The organism is Myxococcales bacterium, from assembly GCA_022563535.1.
Taxonomy (GTDB): Bacteria; Myxococcota_A; UBA9160; order UBA9160; family UBA4427; genus DUBZ01.
Genome location: JADFNE010000016.1, coordinates 61,550 through 79,613, shown reverse-complemented (window position 1 = coordinate 79,613; position 18,064 = coordinate 61,550). Strand labels below are relative to the sequence as shown.

At 58.9% G+C, this 18,064-nt stretch carries 13 protein-coding genes; 10 read left to right on the top strand and 3 right to left on the bottom strand.

Annotated features, from left to right (window positions below; genetic code table 11):
* On the top strand, positions 1 to 1,081 hold a 1,081-nt coding region (locus IH881_07445), incomplete at its 5' end, for an MMPL family transporter (GenBank protein ID MCH7867518.1).
* 266 nt (positions 1,082 to 1,347) lie between these two features.
* On the top strand, positions 1,348 to 1,818 hold the full coding sequence (locus IH881_07440) for a GFA family protein (protein ID MCH7867517.1): 471 nt from the start codon (positions 1,348 to 1,350) through the stop codon (positions 1,816 to 1,818).
* Between the two features lie 75 nt (positions 1,819 to 1,893).
* Here IH881_07440 and IH881_07435 read toward each other — a convergent pair whose 3' ends face one another.
* Positions 1,894 to 2,571: a hypothetical protein gene (locus IH881_07435; GenBank protein MCH7867516.1), complete on the bottom strand. Its 678-nt coding sequence runs from the start codon at positions 2,569 to 2,571 to the stop codon at positions 1,894 to 1,896.
* Between the two features lie 89 nt (positions 2,572 to 2,660).
* Between IH881_07435 and IH881_07430 the strand changes: the two genes are divergently transcribed.
* From IH881_07430 to IH881_07415, 4 genes are all read left to right on the top strand, one after another.
* Positions 2,661 to 3,173, top strand: a complete 513-nt coding sequence (locus IH881_07430; GenBank protein ID MCH7867515.1) for a DUF2255 family protein — start codon at positions 2,661 to 2,663, stop codon at positions 3,171 to 3,173.
* Between the two features lie 80 nt (positions 3,174 to 3,253).
* Positions 3,254 to 4,414: an aromatic ring-hydroxylating dioxygenase subunit alpha gene (locus IH881_07425; GenBank protein ID MCH7867514.1), complete on the top strand. Its 1,161-nt coding sequence runs from the start codon at positions 3,254 to 3,256 to the stop codon at positions 4,412 to 4,414.
* Positions 4,415 to 4,754: 340 nt separating this feature from the next.
* Positions 4,755 to 7,232, top strand: a complete 2,478-nt coding sequence (locus tag IH881_07420) for a GcvT family protein (GenBank protein MCH7867513.1) — start codon at positions 4,755 to 4,757, stop codon at positions 7,230 to 7,232.
* 248 nt (positions 7,233 to 7,480) lie between these two features.
* On the top strand, positions 7,481 to 10,366 hold the full coding sequence (locus IH881_07415) for an EAL domain-containing protein (protein ID MCH7867512.1): 2,886 nt from the start codon (positions 7,481 to 7,483) through the stop codon (positions 10,364 to 10,366).
* A gap of 55 nt (positions 10,367 to 10,421) precedes the next feature.
* On the opposite strand, the gene IH881_07410 is transcribed toward IH881_07415, so the two are convergent.
* Complete coding sequence (locus IH881_07410) at positions 10,422 to 12,596, bottom strand: outer membrane lipoprotein-sorting protein (protein ID MCH7867511.1); 2,175 nt, start codon at positions 12,594 to 12,596, stop codon at positions 10,422 to 10,424.
* Positions 12,597 to 12,787: 191 nt separating this feature from the next.
* Between IH881_07410 and IH881_07405 the strand changes: the two genes are divergently transcribed.
* Genes IH881_07405 through IH881_07390 form a run of 4 tightly spaced genes read left to right on the top strand, consistent with a single transcriptional unit; the run spans position 12,788 to position 15,953 of the window.
* Positions 12,788 to 13,141 (top strand): BON domain-containing protein, encoded by a 354-nt coding sequence (locus tag IH881_07405; GenBank protein MCH7867510.1) that lies wholly within the window; start codon positions 12,788 to 12,790, stop codon positions 13,139 to 13,141.
* 36 nt (positions 13,142 to 13,177) lie between these two features.
* Positions 13,178 to 13,627 carry a DnaJ domain-containing protein gene (locus IH881_07400; protein MCH7867509.1) on the top strand — a complete coding sequence of 150 codons (450 nt, stop codon included), beginning with the start codon at positions 13,178 to 13,180 and terminating at the stop codon, positions 13,625 to 13,627.
* A 36-nt stretch (positions 13,628 to 13,663) separates the two neighbouring features.
* The gene (locus tag IH881_07395; GenBank protein MCH7867508.1) at positions 13,664 to 14,518 is read left to right on the top strand and encodes a hypothetical protein; all 855 of its coding nucleotides are present in this window, start codon (positions 13,664 to 13,666) and stop codon (positions 14,516 to 14,518) included.
* A gap of 40 nt (positions 14,519 to 14,558) precedes the next feature.
* Positions 14,559 to 15,953, top strand: a complete 1,395-nt coding sequence (locus IH881_07390) for a hypothetical protein (GenBank protein MCH7867507.1) — start codon at positions 14,559 to 14,561, stop codon at positions 15,951 to 15,953.
* 20 nt (positions 15,954 to 15,973) lie between these two features.
* Here the strand turns inward: IH881_07390 and IH881_07385 are convergent, their stop codons facing one another.
* Positions 15,974 to 18,037 (bottom strand): hypothetical protein, encoded by a 2,064-nt coding sequence (locus IH881_07385; protein ID MCH7867506.1) that lies wholly within the window; start codon positions 18,035 to 18,037, stop codon positions 15,974 to 15,976.
* Positions 18,038 to 18,064: the final 27 nt, after the last annotated feature.

Genomic DNA, 18,064 nt, shown 5'->3' with positions numbered 1-18,064 from the left:
GCTCATCGGTATCGCAGGTGCGACGCAGCTCCGCTTCTCCCACAACCCGGTGGCGTGGTTTCCAGAGGGCGACCCGCTCCGGGTCTCGATGGATGTCATGAACGACGAGCTCAAGGGCATCATGTCGATCGAGGTGCTCTTCGAGACAGACAAAGAGAACGGGCTTCAAGATCCTGAACTCCTCTCCACGATGAAGGCCCTGCAGGTTGCGAACGACGACCTGCGTTTTGGCGAAATCTACATCGGCAAATCTCTTTCACTCGTAGACATTCTCGAAGAGATCCACCAGGCCCTGAACGGAGGGCGAGCTGAGTTTCACGTGATTCCTGAAGATCGTCAGCTGATCGCCCAGGAATTGCTTCTCTTCGAGACGAGCGGCTCGGACGATCTCGAGGACGTGACCGACAGCCTGTTCATGACCGGTCGCATGACCCTGCGCGCTCCCTGGGTGGATGCCTATCTTTACGCGCCCGTGATGCGCGAGATAGAATCCATCTATCAAGAGGCCGTCGGCAGCATGGCGAAGGTCACGGTCACGGGTCTGATGCCGCTTTTGAGCCGAACCTTCGAGGCCGTGATCCACAGCATGGCGCGCTCGTACGTGATCGCCCTCGTTGTCATCACCCCATTGATGATGCTGCTGCTCTCGAGTGTCAGGCTCGGTCTGCTCAGCATGATTCCCAATCTCCTCCCGATCGTTCTGATCCTGGGAGTGATGGGCTACTTCGAATTCCCCCTCGACGGATTCACGCTCCTGATCGGAAGCATCGCGCTCGGGCTCGCGGTGGACGACACCATTCACTTCATGAATAGCTTCCGCCGTTACTACGAAGAGACGGGGGACGCCACCCAAGCGGTCCACCTCACCCTGCGAACCGCAGGACAGGCAATGCTCGTCACCACCCTCGTGCTCTGCGCCGGTTTTTTCGTCTTTACCCTCGGCTATCTCACAAGCACATTCAACTTCGGGTTCCTGACGGGCCTGGCGCTTGCAATGGCATTTATCGGAGACGTGACTCTCGCACCTGCGCTGATGGTGATCGTGATCCGCAGGCGAGAAGCACGAGCTGCTGCGAGTTGACTCATTGTTGCGTGATGGCGCTCTCTACGGGTTCGGGTCAATTGCCTAGAACAAGAAAGTGTTCATTTTGGTCAGAACCGATCCGTATGCGTCTGATCACCAGGCTAAAGCCGGAGACGTGCGAGTTGCGGATGAGCATCCGCGCCACCCCCTGTGCATGTTTACGCCTGGGCTAGCTGGTTCTACTCTCTTCGTGTCGGCCGGCTCCCATACCCGGGGCCACGGGGGCCCAGGCAGGCCGGGCCGACCACGCAACGGAGACAAGCATGAGCGAAGACGTGTTCAAGGGTTCGTGTCACTGTGGTGCGGTCGAATTCGAGGTGAGCGGTTTGCCCGCCTGGACTGCGATCTGCCACTGCTCTATCTGCCGACGCACACACTCCGCGCCGTACGCGGAACTCTGCGCCTACGACAATGTTCGAATCAGCAAGGGAGAGAACAACCTTTCGATGTACAACTGCGGCGGCCAGTCAAAGGAGGACCGCTATTTTTGCAGTACCTGCGGCAGCAAGGTCTACAGTCGACTCAACCACCTCGGTTGCAGTGCCGTTTTTCTTCAGAACTTCACGACCCCCAATCATGGCGCGGACGGTGAGATCGATCCGCGTCTCAAGATGGGATGTCACATCTTCTACGGAAGTGGCACGGTCTGCGTCTACGATGACCTCGACAAGTTCGAGACGCTCCCGGAGGCTTTCGGCGGAGACGGCAAGACTCTTCCGAACGAACGTGCATAGCTGATCGGTTTGTAGTTCCTGGGCGGGCCGGTGACGTTTCGCACTGGTCCCGCCCGGTCTACGCTCTCGAGTTAATCAGCAGTCGAGTCCTCGTCCAGCGAACTTGACCATCATCCTGTTGAAGAACTTGTTGAACGGGGAGTCCCCGGGAATGAGTTCACGGCAGAGTTTCACAGCATCGCGGCGATCCATGCTGCGCCCCTCATCCCAAAGATCTTCGAAGATGTGTTTTGTCGCTCCGATCGCGAGGGCGGGGAATTGCCCTTCGTCAACTTCGCCGGTTCCCACGATCAGGAGTTGTTCCCAAAGCAATTTCACGGCTCTTTCATAGTCGCTTCGGTTGAGGCGTCCTGAAAGATCGACAGCCTGCCTGACGAGCTTGGGTGTTTGAGGCGAATTGTCGAGCAACGCTTCGTAAATATCATTGGCGTGCATGTTTCGATAGATCTCATCGACTTGGGTTGTCCCCAGGAGACAAAGAATCGGAGCAAAGATCTTCCGCGAGAAGAAAGTGGCACGTCCGCGGAACCATTTCGCATACACCACGTCTTGATTCTGGCAGAGTTCATCTTTCAGGTGCCAGATGTCGACGACTCGCTGGTCAGCGTCTTCAGACCAATCCCACTTCATGAAGGAACGCGGATACAGGGAATGCCAAAGAGATCCCGGCTCATGGGCGTTCTTGATGGGGTAGACCAGCTGAATGTGATGTTTGTTGATGGCGGCAACGGCCTTTTTGTAGTTCCTGGACATCGTCTCTCTCTAACGAATTTCAACTACTGGATTGACTGTTGCTGGACGGTGCGAGTTTCTTCTAGGATCATTATAGAGAATCAAAGTCCGTGACGAGAATCAAAGTCCGTGACGAGAAAGCAAAGGAGGATGTGATGTCGAGAATCGCCGCTGTGGTGGTCTGCGCAATTGTGATCGTACTGAACGTTGCTTGTTCGCTCGAGCCGAGCGATGAACGACCCGGTTTCGGACTGTCGGGCGAGGTGAATCAGCAAGCGGTCGAGGATTGGTCGTTCACCTCGGATGCTCACGATGTTTCCATCGAAACGACGACTTCCTATTTCATCCCCCACTCCGTGACGGTCTGGGTTGTGACCCTGGGGAACCAGCTATATGTGTCCGCGGACGAGCCGGATGGCAAGTCCTGGGTTGCCAATGTCGCCCGAGATCCGAACGTCCGTCTCAAGTTCGGAGATAAAATCTACGAGCAAAAGCTCGTAGTGGTCACGGATGCCAAGACGATGGCGAGTATCGACACCGCGTTTGCCAAAAAATACGATTACGAAGAAGAAGAATTCGAGGACGTGGAAGCTGCGTATTGGCACGTGGTCGAGCGGGACTAGCCTGGGACCTGGGCAATATGATAGTTGGGCGTTGGTACGCTGCTGTACATAAGAGCCGATCGAAATTGGAGAAGAACGCGTTGTCAGTATTGAGCGATTATCGACGAGAAACAGCACCCCTGGACGGCAAGATGCATGCACTCCCGCTGGGAGCCTATTCCGATCCCGAGGTGTTCGAACTCGAGATGGAGCGCGTCTTCCGGCAGGATTGGTTCGCGGTCTGTGGGGCGGACGAGCTTCCGAACCCGGGGGATTATTTTGCCTTCACAGTGGCGAGCGAACCGATCGTTGTCATTCGCAGTGCTGACGGTGTGTTGCGCGCATTCTCAAATGTGTGCAGACATCGAGGCACAGTGCTCTACGACGAGGGCCGCGGGAATGCGAGTAGCGTGCAGTGCCCCTACCACGCCTGGAGCTACGACAGCTGCGGCCGATTGACCGGTGTTCCCTATCCGGGCGATGCAAAGATCGACAAGGCCTCCCACGGCCTCGCGTCGATCCGCCTGGAGAACTGGAAGGGGATTGTGTTCATCAATTTCGATGCAGACGCCGAGGCGCTGGCCCCGCGGCTGGCGGGTCTCGATCGTTATCTAGACCCTTTTCAATACGATCGCTTCGCGTGCGCGCCTGCCATGCCGACAGAAAACTGGAAGTCGAACTGGAAGCTGGTGATGGAAAACTCGATGGATTGGTATCACCTGTTCCGGACCCATCCCCAGTCCCTCAATCACATTGCAGCTACCGGGGATGCTTTCAATCTCGAGGGATCGCCCTGTTGGACGGCGTCGGCCAGCCCGCTCACTCACGCCCCGCCGAAGCGTCCCGACGATCCCGCTTCCCTCAGCGACTTCGAACGTGAGCACTATTTCGTGCTTTCTATCCCGCCGAATCTGACCTTCTTCGCGAACGCCGAGTCCTGGGCCTGGCTCTTGGTGCTTCCCCTGAGTGTCGATCAGACCGTCGTCTGTGGGGGAGGGCGGTTTTCGGAACATCAGGACGGTCCCCTGGCGGCTGAGGCCCAGAGCTACGATCAGGTCATGGAGGAGGATCGGATCCTGTGTGAACGTCTCCAGGGCGGAATGAGTTCCCGTCACAGTCGGGGGGGACAGTTGATCGAACTCGATCGACCGATCAAGGACTTTCACCACTACCTGGGATGGCGACTCTTCGACCACGAGTTGGCACAGGCCTGGGAGGCCAAAACCAGGCCGGAACTTCGCGCTGCCGGGGGTGACGGTTAGTTCTGCATACTTGCTCCGGAATTGCCGGAGAATTGCAGTGATCAGACCTCTCTTCGAACGGCCGAACCCTAGCGCCGATTGCTAGATCGGTTAACACGTCGTGGCCCCGAAACACCGCTAGTCCGCTTCCCAGCAACAATATTCCTCACGCCAGGGACTCCGCCCCCCGAATTCGTTAACTCAACAAAATGCCTGCGTCACTTCCCAAAGGATCGATTGCCGTACCGTTCGGCGATTGCACGAATATACTCCCGGCCTACGACTTCTGGATGATCACTTGAAGGGCCGCTGCTCCCCGGTCCTGCGAGTCAAGACACGCGAGTAATTGATGGAGAACGACATGGGCCAGGACAATCCCGAAGCCAACGCAAGCCATTCCCTTCCCTCGCACGCACGCGTCGTAATCATTGGAGGCGGGGTCATCGGATGTAGCGTCGCCTATCACTTGACCAAGCTTGGATGGCGCGACGTCGTGCTGCTCGAACGCGCCAAACTGACATCGGGGACCACCTGGCACGCGGCGGGGCTGGTCGTGACCGGAACGTTTGATTCCGAACTGACCGTCACCATGTCCAAGTACAGCCGCGATCTCTACAAGAGGCTCGGCCAGGAGACCGGACAGGACACTGGCTTCCGAGATGTCGGGTACTTGCAGATCGCAAGCAATACCGAGCGGGTCGACAAGCTGCGCCGTGTGGCGGACTTCTGCCGCGGCTTTGGTATCGAAGTCGAAGAGGTTTCGACCGCCGATGTCAAGAAGATGTGGCCTCTGTTCGAGACTGACGACATCCTGTGCGGCTTCTATACACCCGACGACGGCCGTGCAAACCCTGTCGATGTCACCATCTCCCTCGCCAAGGGTGCTCGCATGGGTGGCGCGCAAATCTTCGAAGACACCCCGGTGACTGCGATTCACCAGAAGAATGGTCGCGTCACCGGTGTGGCGACCGAGCACGGCGACATCACGGCCGAGTACGTGGTCAATTGCGGCGGCATGTGGGCACGACAGCTGGGCAAGATGGCCGGGGTCAACGTGCCTCTCCACGCCGCCGAGCACTACTACCTGATCACTGAGGAAATGAAGGGAATCCATCGAGATCTGCCCATCGTCGAGGACCCGGATCTCTACACCTACTTCAGAGAAGAGGGCGGCGGTTTGATGCTCGGGATGTTCGAACCCATTGCCGGCCCATGGGGCATGGAAGGCATCCCCAAAGATTTCACCTTTGCGGATCTGCCGCCGGATTGGGATCGCCTGGCTCCCTACATCGACGCAGCCATGGACCGGATTCCAGCAGCACGCGACGTCGGGGTGCGACAACTATTCTGCGGACCCGAGAGCTTCACGCCGGACATGGGATCACTACTCGGCGAGTCACCCGAGCTGCAGAATTTCTATGTGGCCGCAGGCTTCAACTCCCTGGGGATCTTGTTTGGGGGTGGCGCGGGTCAGGTGCTCGCGCAGTGGATTGTGGATGGCCTGCCGCCGGTCGACGTCTGTGAGGTCAACATCGACCGCATGCACCCGTTCCAGAACACCAGCAAGTACCTCCACGATCGCGTCGTAGAAATGATCGGCTGGCAGTACATCAGCTGGCCAAACCTCGAGCCCGAGACTTCGCGCAATGCCCGCAAGTCGGCGATCCACGACCGCCTCGCGGCGGAGGGCGCGTACTTCAGCACGTCGGGTGGTTGGGAGTTCCCGAGTTGGTTCGCGCCCGAAGGCGTCGAGCCCAAACTCGAATATTCATGGGGGCGTCAGAACTGGGCTCCCTACAGCGCCGCTGAACACAAAGCAGCCCGGGAAGGCGTTGTTCTGATGGACCTCACTCACATGTCCAAGTTCCTGGTCCAGGGTAGAGATGCGGAGAAGGTGCTGAACCGGATCTGCGCGAACAACGTCGCGGTTCCGGTCGGGCGCATCGTCTACACCCAGTTTCTGAATGAACGCGGCCGAATCGAAGCGGATCTGACGGTCACCCGCACAGGGGAATTTGAGTACCTCTTGATCGCCGGCGATCTGCTCCACATGCACGCGCTGACATGGCTGCGGCGAAACATCCCAGAGGAGGCTCACGCCTTCGTCACCGATATCAGTTCTGCCTACAACATCCTCAACATTCAGGGGCCGAGATCCCGCGAACTGCTCGGCATGATTACCGATGCGGATCTCTCGACAGAGGCCTTCCCGTACCCGTCCATGCAGGAGATCGAGATCGGGTATGCGATGGTCAAGGCCATGCGAATCACCTACGTGGGCGAGCTGGGCTACGAGCTGTATGTACCGACCGAGCAGACGCTTCATGTCTTCGACCTGCTCATGGAAGCCGGCAAGAAGGTGGGGCTCAAGCATGCAGGGCTCGCAGCGCTCGAAACGCTGCGCCTCGAGAAGGCCTATCGCGACTGGGCCGCTGACATCGACAACGAAGACACCCCGCTGGAAGTCGGGCTCGGATTTGCAGTCTCGTGGGACAAGCCGGGTGGCTTCATTGGCAGAGAAGCGTTGTTGAAGCAGAAGGACGCCGGTTTACCGAAGACTCGCCTCGTGCAGTTTCTGCTCGAGGACCCGGAGCCGGTAATGCACCACAACGAAACCATCTTTCGCGACGGCGTTCGGGTTGGTTACATCAAGGCTGGGGGCTACGGCCATACCCTAGGCGGTGCCGTGGGCCTGGGGCCCGTCGCGAACGAAGCCGGGGTGTCGATCGATTTCATCAAGAGCGGCCATTATGAAATCGAAGTCTCCGGAACGCGCTATCCCGCCAAGCCATCCCTGCGACCGATGTACGACCCCAAGGGCGTTCGAATCCGGACCTAGGCTGCCATCCGCTTCAGATCTGTGCACGATCGGACGATAATGACTTGAATCTGGGGGTTCTCGGTCAGATCCCGTGGCTTCCCTTGAAGTGGGCATGATCGATGCAGAGATCGCCACAGCCCTATGCAAAACAAGCCCTAAAGTCCGTCGTGTCCTCAGTTCTTGGGGTCTTCGGTCGGCTCCATCGTATTCTGCAAGCGCCTTCTCGAAGTCCAGAGACGCACCACGGCTCGGCCCCTGCGAGTGCTGTGATCGCCGGCCTTTTCTCCGGCAGCCTGCTGGTTCTAGTTGCCTCGGCGGTGATCTGGCTAATCGGGGATGTGACGCCGTCATTTCAGTGGGATCAAATTGTTCCGCCCGAATTGGTCACCGCGGGCTGCGTGATCGCCCTATTGCTTTTTTTCCACGGCGAGCCATCTCAGCGACCCTGGATCCTCTTGGCGACCGGCGTCGCGAGCCTGGTACCCGCGGCAGTCGGCCAGGCGCTCTTGATGCTGGGTCAGCAACCCGTGCTGGCGCCGATCGAACTTGGAATCATAGCCGCAGTCCTGTGTGCCTTGATTGTGTCACCCGGAAATTGGGCCATACGAATTGCCCATGCTCGAGCCGCTTCGATCGAGGCGACCCACGACGGCATTCTTGTGGTGGACCAGGCCGGGCACCTGGTGGATGCAAACCCGATTGCGCGCTCGACGCTCAACTTGCCTCCCCCGGTCTTGTGGCCCGAAAGTCCGCCAATGGCTCCCAAAGCCATACGCCATGTGCTGGAAGATCCGAAGCAGCGACGGCAGCGAATGAAGTCGGCGTCGGGGCGTGTCTTCGAAGCCTGGACGAGTCCCTTGGAATCATCGGGTCCACTGAAGGGACTGCGTGGCGTATTGATTCGCGATGTCACATCGCGACATCGCAATGAGCGAAGACTGGTTCATCTCGCCCACAACGACAGCCTGACGGGTCTGGCAAACCGTCGCCAGTTTTTGGACAACCTTGTGCAGGCGTTAGAGGCCGCGGAGATCGAAGAGAGTTCCGTTGCGATCTACTACATTGATCTCGATCACTTCAAGGGAATCAACGATTCCTTTGGACACGCTACCGGCGACGCCTTTCTTCAGACATTGGCCGAACGTTTCAGTAGCCATATCCGCAAAGAAGAATTCTTGGCGCTGTGCGATGAGAGCTGCGGTGAGATCTGCTTCGCTCGGTTGGCCGGAGACGAGTTTGCCCTGATCGCACCGGGTATCAAGGGCCTCGAAGCCACCAATGAACTCGGGGAAAAGATCCTCGCTCTCCTGAACAAGCCGGTAAAGCTCGCGAGCCAGACGCTCACGAGTTCTGGCAGCGTTGGAATCTCCGTCTACCCCGAGGATGGATCGGACGCCGAGACGCTCATACGCCATGCCGACACCGCGCTCTACGTCGCCAAGCACCGAGGTCGTAAACGGGTCGCTCGCTTCGAGCGTGCGTTTGAAGAGAAATCTGACCGCGAGCGACTCATCAAGGAGGGCCTCGCCAACGCGATCGATCTGGGCGAACTCAGAGTCCACTACCAGCCGAAGATCGACCTCGCGTCGGGAACCGTGGCTGGTTTCGAGGCGCTGCTGCGCTGGACGAGCGCAGAGCTTGGTGTCGTCACTCCCGCCGAATTCATCCCGATCGCCGAAGGACAAGGGCTGATCTGTGAGCTGGGTGCCTGGTGTCTCGACCAGACTTGCCAGCAATTGCGAAGCTGGCAGGACAGCGGTCTCGTCACGGTTCCGATCTCGGTCAATGTTTCCAGTATTCAATTTGCGGAAATGGATCTTCAACGTGTCGTTTGCGACGCGCTGAAGAAGTTCAATATCGATCCGCAGCTCCTCGAGTTGGAATTGACCGAGAGCCTGCTATTCGAGGAAGGAGAAACCACCGAAGTCTCGCTCCGCGACCTGCGCTCGATCGGTTTGCGAGTCGCACTCGACGACTTTGGTACCGGATATTCAGCCATCACGTGCCTCAATCGCTTTCCCCTCGACGTACTGAAGATGGATCGCTCACTTTTGCGAGACATCGCTACCAGCGGATCCGCCGAGGGAATCGCAAGCGCCGTGGTCGCCATGGCGCATAGCCTCGGGTTGACGGTAGTGGCCGAGGGCATCGACCTCGAAAGTCAGCTCGAACCTCTTCGCAGGATGAAGTGCGATCAGGTTCAAGGCTTTATCTATGCCCCGGCGCTTCCCGCGGACGAAGCGTATCGCTACCTCGCGCGCGAGGGCGAGAGGCCGCCCATCGCCCGACCGAACCTGGGGCCCCTTGAAGTGCAGTCCATCGGAGAAGATTCCCGGGGCGAAAGCCTCGATGATGACATGTTGCCGATTCCCAAGTCCCTTGCGGACGATTCGAGCACCGGCCCCTCCCTCGAAGCTGCGATATCGCGGGCTGAGGTGAGCAGCCGAGTTCTGATCGTCGACGATCAGAACGGTTCGCTCGGTCCCGTGGCCCTGCGCCTGGGGCGCCTCGGGGTCGACATGCACCACGCTACCGCTCTGGACGAAGCCCATCTCTTCATCAATCAGGAGAAGGAGCTGATCCGACTTCTGGCAATCTCTCCGGACTGCGATCTCGAAGAAGCCGGCAAAGTTCTCGAGCACATGGCCCGAGAGATTGGGGCCCGACCTCCTCTTGTCGTGCTCGGTGTAGAGCCGGATGCGAAGCGGAAGGCGGAAATTCGAAAGGCCGGTGCGGACTGGGTGCTATGGGCACCCTTCGACGATGAAGAGCTGCGTTTTCTAGTGAAATGTGCGATGGCGCTCCCCGCCGAAGTGTCCGAAAGGAAGAACGTCCGATTCCCCATCAACCTGATGGCGAGCCTGCGCATGGGTACTCGAAGAGAAGTCGCGGTGATCTCGAGCCTCTCCGAGCGTGGCGCGTTTATCGAAATGAAGGAGCTTCCCGGGGTTGGTGCGCAGCTGCGTGTCGAATTTGATCTAGGCAATGAACGCTTTCGCGGATTTGCTCGGGTGGTCTACCAACAACGCGAAGATTCGGAGCGGGTCTACCGGGTCCCCGGAGTCGGCGTGGTCTTCTTTGGTTGCGACCGAGACGCAGAGCGACTGTTGCGCGAAGTGGTCAAGGAATGCCGGGCGCGATACATGCTCTGATTCGGCGACCGGTACGGTGGTTCAGTCACTCGTAGTTTTGGCTGGGCGATCGCAGTCAGGGACTCGGGAAACGAAAGTCCTGTGCCTCGAAACTGCTGAGGGTGAACAGGCTATCGTCGAGATCGTCTGCCGTGCGACTGTATTGGATGCGCGCTAGAGCCGTGGTCCCGCTATCGAAATTGTTGACGATGACGCGGTTGGGCAGGATGGATCCCCTCACCGTTTCCATGTACTCCCGGGGATGGCCGATCGAGCGATAGGGCTGCTCTTGCCCGCTTCGAAAGTAGCGCTGTTCGAGGAGCGCCTGGTCTTCCCAGCCGACGAAGAGTTCGACCGTGTCGTAGTCGGCTTCGAAGAGCGGAAGGGCAGTGATCACGTAGACGGGCTCGTAGCCCAACGTGCTCTGCTCGAGCTTTGCGACCCGAAAGCTTTTCAGGCTTCGCGGTCGGAAGTCTTCATAGCTGAAATGGGTTCCCTCGAAGGGGTCCAGCGCGTCGTCGCCCGAAAGCCGAAGAGCCTTCTGCTCGCCCGGGAGGTAGGCGTAACGTTCGTCCTGGCTGGAGCCGCTCTCGATACTGAGGATGCGGATCTTGGGCAGTTGGCCGACACCTGTCAAGAATCCCAGGGTATGGATGCGATCGCTAATGTGCTTTCGCGCCAGCCTGAGGGTTTCGACGGGTAGCTCCACGTCGTCCTGGAGAGCGTAGAACGTCACGGTCTGGATCTGATCGGAGCCGTATAAATTGTCGAAGGTGCTGGTCAATAGCAGGTCCGCTTCGGCGAGGGAAAGTTCCTGGCGCTCTGGTAACTCGGTCTTGGCGAGAGGAGGCTCAGGTTGGGCCGACTGAACCTTTGCAGTGTCGGGTTGAGGTGCTGGGGTCAGCGCCGGGAGCTTCAGCTCCTGGGGCTCAGGCACTTGCGAGTCCTCGACCTCGGGCGTCGCTGCGGTGTTCTCCTCCGGTGTGGGCGGTTCCACGACGGCAGGGGGAGTCTCGACCGTGCGCGCCAAGATTACGGGAGGCTCGGCATCCGGGAGCTCAGCAACGCCAGGTACTGCTATGGGGGGTTCGAGACTCGGGCCCGCTGCTGGATCGGCGGGAGCGAGGTCGGGGAGTTGGCTCGCCAGATATCCCAGAGCAATCACGACACCCAGGATTGTGACGAACCCGAACGTCAGGAGCAGGGGGCGGTGACCGAGAGCAGGTATTTTCAGTCTACCGGACCTCGGTTGTACCCTGGGTACCGGACCCGGCTTCACGCCTTTGGGTAGCGCTACCGGATCTCCGTCGCGCTTCGCTGCAGGCGGAGTCGGCGACGATTTGATCGGCGTGGAACCCATGTTCGGCACGAAATTGAGGTCAATATTCAGATCGTACTCCGCGGTTTTTCGCGGACCGAGCAACATCCCTCCGAGGCTCATTGGCCTGGCCAGTGACGAGGCCGCGGTGCCAGTCGATTCCGATTCCGGCTCCGCAACTTTCTGCTCCGGACTCTCGGGGACGAGCGGGTTCTCTCCGCGTTCGTACCGGTCGAACAAATCGAGGGCCCAGCGGTTGATTTCCCCGGGCAGACCTTTGGATCCCTGAATGATCCAGGCCAGCGTCGGCGGGTCGAGTCGAGATCGCAGATCCTCGGGAAGTTCGCCGCGGGCCAGGGTGCGGCGCAAGTAGTCCAAGGACTCAGCCTCATTCATGGCCTGGTCGAAGGCTACGAGGATGCCGCACAATTGCGCTTCGAGAGCCTGGATGAAATCGTCGGCTCCTTCGCCATCGCGGACGGCGAAGATTACTGTCAGGTGGGGAGCGGCACTCGCAGCGGCTCGTACCAGCTGTTGGGATGAGGCGATCGGGGTTCTCTCTGCGTGATCGATCAGTAGCAGCAGTCGTCGGTGACCATCTGCCGCGAGTTGCGCAGCCGAGATCAGCGCCCCGACGGGATCTTCCGCCGCGGGCTCGTCCAGGAACTCCAGCACTCGGTGGCAGAGTTCCGGCTCCGGCGTCGATGAAACCGACACGTACGCGACCCTGCGCTCATCGGACAGTCGCTCGGCGAGAATCTGCAACAACATGGACTTGCCAATTCCCGCTGGCCCCCGCAGCACAATGGCGGGTTCGCCTTCGCGCACCAGCGAAGTCAGGTTCCGGATGATGTCTTCGGTCGCCCGTCGCGGAATATATTCCTGCGGATCGCAGTGATCGGAAAAGAGGCTTCGAGCGCTTGCAATACTCACAATTCGAGCCTCACATTTGCCCGCAAAACGGTTCGGTTGACAGGCCGGGGTTCAAGTATCGCAACTGTCCTCTGGGGGATCAAGCGGTTGGTCTAGCTCCAGCCTGGGCGCACGCCGAGTCGCGGATTCGTTGGCCCTGGGTCCTATGTCGGTTAGATTCTTGCCTCCCCCCTCCAAGAACGGAGGTAGTCATGCGTCGATTTCTCGTCCCAGCCGTTTTCGTTCTGGGTTTCCTGGTTCTTGGTAGTTCACTCGGCTGCGCAGTACTGGCGATTGGCGCCGCTGGTACCGGTGGCTATTACGTGGGCTCGGATAGTCGCAGCGTCGGCACCATCATGAACGATGCGGCCATCACGGCGAGCGTCAAGTCGAAGTTGCTCGGAGACTCGGACATCAAAGGGCTCCAGATCAACGTCGACACTCACAATGGTGTCGTGACTTTGCACGGGAAAATCCAATCCCGGTCGGCAAGGCGCAAGGCCACATCCCTCGCGCGCGGTGTCGAGGGTGTGACCCGTGTGAAGAACCAGCTCGAGATCGAGTAGGATCCCCAGTCCACAATCGCCTACCCTTCGGCGATCATGGCCGTGTCGAAGATGGATCCCAAGGATCTCAAGAAGTGGTTGCTCCTCGTGGCGATCCTGTACCTGGTGTTTCCGCGCGATCTGATTCCCGATTACATGGGTCGCGGGCTCGGGTTGCTGGACGACCTGGTGGTGATGGGCCTCCTGGCCCATTATTTTCGCGGTTACGCACGAAAGTACATGGCCGGGCAGAACCCGGGGGGTCCCGGATCCGGAATGCCGCTGGGGCACGACTCGTCCTCTGACGCTTCCAGAGCAGACCTCAATCCGCATGCGATTCTCGGAATCTCGCCGGGGGCCAGTCAAGATGAAATCCAATCCGCCTATCGCGCGCGAATGCGAGAGTATCACCCGGACAAAGTGGCCCATCTCGGAGAAGAGTTGCAGGAACTCGCCCACCGCAGATCCATCGATATCCAGCAGGCCTATCAGCGTCTGCGGCGATGACACGGTGGTGACGAGTTCGGTACGATCTGCACCGAGATGACCAAACTCGATACCTTCGAATCCGTATTCAAGTCAGCCGACAAGCCCGTCTACGAATTCAGTCGGATCGAACTGTCCCGTGTCGTGGTCGTGACGGATTTGAGTGACGCCGAAGCTGCGCCCCTGCTCTCCCACCTGCGCACCTTCTTGTCCGTGCTCGGCGATGATCCGGAGTGGCGTCACGTCGGCGGGCCGGATTATGCGAGTGTCGGGGACTTGCTGGGGCGGATCGAGGAGGAGGCTCCCGATCTGGTCGTGACCTATCGGCACCTGCATTCGAATGCATGGCAGTGGCCGCACGGCCTTGGGGAGTACCTCGACGTACTTTTGCAAGTGACCCCGTTTCCAATACTCGTTCTGCCACACCCCGAAGCGAACTACGCGCTTCCGCACACCATTGCAAATACAGACACCGTAATGGCCATAACGAATCATCTGACGGCGGATGCGCGCCTGGTCAACTACGCGCTGCGATTCACGGCACCGTCGGGAACTTGTTGGCTCACGCATATCGAGAGCCGACGACAGTTCGCTCAATTCGTGTCTGCAGTCGAAAAAATTTCAGAGATTGAAACCGACGACGTGCGGCAGCTGGTCGAGGCGCAGCTGCTCAAGGAACCGGCGGACTACATCGAATCATGCCGCAGGGAGATCGAAGCAAGGGCTTTGCCCGTCAAACTCGAAGCCATCGTAGAGATGGGTGACCGCGTGGCGGAATACCGGCGACTCGTCGAAGACCATCGCTGTGATCTGCTCGTGCTCAATACATGGGAAGGCGGCCAGCCTGCAATGCAGGGACAGGCTTACTCCCTCGCTGTGGAACTGCGGGCTATACCGCTGTTGTTGATATGAGATGATGATATATGAGATGTTGAAATGAGATTGTGTTGTGATGACTGACCCTGTGATGACCGCTGTTAGTCATGAGGTATCTACCGGCGTCACGTTGTTCTTTGCCGGCCTGCTCGTGTCGATGATTCTGTGCCTGGCGTTGGAAGAGAAGCTTCACGCGAAAAAGTCCGTCATCGTGGGCGTCTTCGCGGTCATCTCGCTGCTGCTCGGCGGCTTGTTCGGACTGTTGCCATTTTCGGAGATGTATCTGCAAGTCGGTGAGACGGCCATCCACCTGCCCATCTACATTCCGGCGATCGACTGGGGTGTGATCTCGATCATATTGGGGTCGTCGCTGTTCGTGGATGTCACGGCAAAGTCCGGACTCTTTACCTGGATCGCGCTGCGGCTCACCAAGGCTTCCAAGGGCGATCCGCTCATTCTTCTCGTCGCCTACGGGACGATGACCGTGCTGTTCTCTGCGGTGCTCAACAACGTCACAGCAATGATCATCGTGGGCTCGTTGACGGGCGTTTCTCTGCGCCGCCTGAAAATTTCAGACAAGCTGCTCGGGTTTCTATTAATCGAAGGACTTTTGACCAATGTGGGCGGCCTGCTTACGCTGATCAGTTCGGTGCCAAACATCATCGTCGGCAATGCAGCCGGTATCAGCTTTGCCGAATTCTTTATCGCTGCAGCACCCTATGTCGTTGTCACGACTGCGATCACCATTGCAATGGGCGCGAAGTTGTTTGGAATTCACCGGCTAGCCGGTGACGAAGAGCGGGCCGAAGCGCTTCGCATGGTGTCCGGTTTCGACGAGAACGACGGCATTGAATCGCCGTGGCGATTCTGGGTGGGTGCATTTTCGTTGATGGCGTTCATCGTCGTCATTGCGAGTGCGTCCATCCCCGACACCCTGCTGAATGATCTCGGAATGGGCTACGTGGCGCTCTCATTTGCCATTCTTGCGTTGCTCCAACACAAGGCCACCGCAGACCGGTTCTATCGTGAAATCGACTGGGATCTGCTCGGCTTCTTTGCGGCGCTGTTCATCGTCATCAACGTGATGGAACACGCCCAGGTGCTGCATTTGATTGGTCAATTCCTGATGCCGATCCTGAACATGGGCGAGAGCACGGGGCCCGGAGTCTTGCTCGTGGCCTCCGCGGCGGCGAGTTCCGTCACCGACAACATCCCGCTGGCCGCAATGCTCGCAAGTATCTTGGGCGGACTCGATCTCGCTGCGGACTCGCCGTATTGGTGGGCAGTCATCTTCGGTGCGAACCTGGGTGGCAACATCACCCCGATCGGTTCAGCATCGACCCTGGTGGCCGTAACGATCATCCACAAGAGCGGAATCACGCTGTCCTTTGCGGGCTTCGTAGGGCGGGCGTTGCCCTATGCATTGGTTCAGCTGGGAATCGCCGTAATCTATTTGCTGGTCGTTCTATAGATCGTCCGCGGACAAGGCTATCAGTCGGAGTAGTCCAGAAGCAAAGTTTCGAACAGTGGATGACTGAGTTCAATGGTATCGCTTCCATAGACGTTGGACAGATACGGGCTCGAATACGTCTTGCTCGGCGCGAGATCGAGTGGGATTTCGTTGATTGTCGAGCTAGTGCGGCCGTGGCTGTGGACCACGAGAGCATCCCCCGCTTCAGTCCGGTAGCTGAGTTCGCTCTGAATCAGTGCGTAGCGATCGGACGAGAGAGTTCCCTTCGTGATCGGCCTGTTTTCGCGTTCGACGGCTAGCTCGTTCTGAAGTACCGAGTCCTGGAATGCCTGGAAGCTGGCGTAGTGACGCGCCTGTCCCATCTGGACGACGATCGGCGTCCAACTGTCGATTTGATCGAGCATCTTTCCTTCGCCGACGCTGCGGACAGCATAACCCGCGTCGGGCATGCGAATTGCGCAGTAGGCATCTCCGGCGCGAGTGAAGAACCAACCGTTCCGGACCACCCGGTTGTTCCACAGCGCTCCGTTGGAGATAAAGACTCGAGTCGCGCCAGAGCGCGTGACGGACGGGTCGCGGGCAACGACCAATACGCCCTCGCTGACCAGTCCGTTGATTTCGTTGAAGCCGATCCGTCCATTGTCGTCGAGCCCGCGCCCATGAATGACGATTAGGTCGTCGGGGCCGCTTGCGAACTGAACGCCCATCGAGCGGTTCTGGCCCGTCAGGCCGTTGTAGCTGTGGGACGACGAGTAGCTCATCGCGCCCAATGCGTAGTCTTTAGTGACGTGGGTTATGCGCAGGATTCGCGAACCGTGCTCGCCGTCGAAGCGGATGGGATAGGAGAGCAGTCCATCGATGTAAGTCGAGGTCCCCATGCCGTAGCGGCGAGATGTATAGATGTGTGAGCGATCGCGGCTAGTCGCCTGATAGCGAACGATGTCGGGGGGGTTGTAGGGACTACTCGCCGCGATCAGTGTCATGGGGTGTGGACGGCCGCTGAACTCGTCATGCCATTGGTAGATGTAGAGCCAGTCTCGCGTGGATTGGCGGGAGCCTCTCGTCAGATACGCGTTCTTGTATGCCCGGGTGGCAGCGCCTCCGCGCACATTCGCACCGGGCAAGAAATCTTGAGCGACGTCTGCCCAATAAAGCGCGAGGAAATCGGTTGCGCGAGATTCGAGGGCTGTGTCTCCGGCGAAATCGCGGACGCCGTAGTAGGCAGACAAGGTGTACTTCTCGTAGGTTGGAGAAGCGACTTCGTTGCTGATGCCTTCGAGCGCACGTTCTTTGAAATACTCGTACCAATAATCCAGCCAGGTCAGATAGTGGGTCTCGAGATCTTCCCCGTCGGCCAGCAGGGTATCCGGGCCGTATGGATACCCGGCTTCCATGAGGGCGCGGCTGGCGAGGAGGTAGGCTGACTTTTGAAGCGCGTCGTGGTTTTCGCTCATTGTGATGACCCAGACAGAACCCTGGGCATCCGCGACTTTGCTCCGGGAATATACGAAGCTCCACATGATTTCAAGCAGGTCTTCTCGGTTCGCCTCGCTCAGTCGCGCATGGGACTCGGGATCGAGGTAGTTGCGCCAGATGAGGGGAATGGCGAAGTAGCACGGAGGGTCGCCGAGAGTAGCGTCATCGCTGAACCTGAACTCGCTGCGAATTTCGCGAATGTATTGTTCTGCGAGGGCGGTGCCCGAACCGGATTTGAAGGCGGCAAGTGAGTATGCGGCGCGTACCCAGCAGCGGTCGTATGGGTTGTTGGAGTTCGGCGAGGGGGAGGGCGAGTCGAGATAGGCCTCGAGCACCTGCTGCTTGCGGAGCGCAATGAGATCGCTGATTTCACTCGGGCCAAGTGATGCTGCACCGATCGTGACGGGTGCCTGAGAGGCTTGGGTGCTCGCAGCGGTGGGGACCGGACGGGATCGATCTTCGGCGGCATCACCCAGGCGATCTGATTCGGCGCCGCTCGACCCGGCGCGAGACGCGCCACCCTGGTTCCCGCAGCCGGACAGGCCGAGCGAGCTCAGAAACAGAATGGCCGCAATCAAAACAACGGATAGAGATCTACTGCGAAACACCGACATCACCTAGGGCATATTGGGAAT

Bases quoted from the DNA above. Each gene is read 5' to 3' on its own strand.
- IH881_07440 (MCH7867517.1), top strand. From the start codon at position 1,348: ATGAGCGAAGACGTGTTCAAGGGTTCGTGTCACTGTGGTGCGGTCGAA.
- IH881_07435 (MCH7867516.1), bottom strand. From the start codon at position 2,571: ATGTCCAGGAACTACAAAAAGGCCGTTGCCGCCATCAACAAACATCAC.
- IH881_07420 (MCH7867513.1), top strand. From the start codon at position 4,755: ATGGGCCAGGACAATCCCGAAGCCAACGCAAGCCATTCCCTTCCCTCG.
- IH881_07405 (MCH7867510.1), top strand. From the start codon at position 12,788: ATGCGTCGATTTCTCGTCCCAGCCGTTTTCGTTCTGGGTTTCCTGGTT.
- IH881_07400 (MCH7867509.1), top strand. From the start codon at position 13,178: ATGGCCGTGTCGAAGATGGATCCCAAGGATCTCAAGAAGTGGTTGCTC.
- IH881_07395 (MCH7867508.1), top strand. From the start codon at position 13,664: ATGACCAAACTCGATACCTTCGAATCCGTATTCAAGTCAGCCGACAAG.
- IH881_07390 (MCH7867507.1), top strand. From the start codon at position 14,559: ATGACTGACCCTGTGATGACCGCTGTTAGTCATGAGGTATCTACCGGC.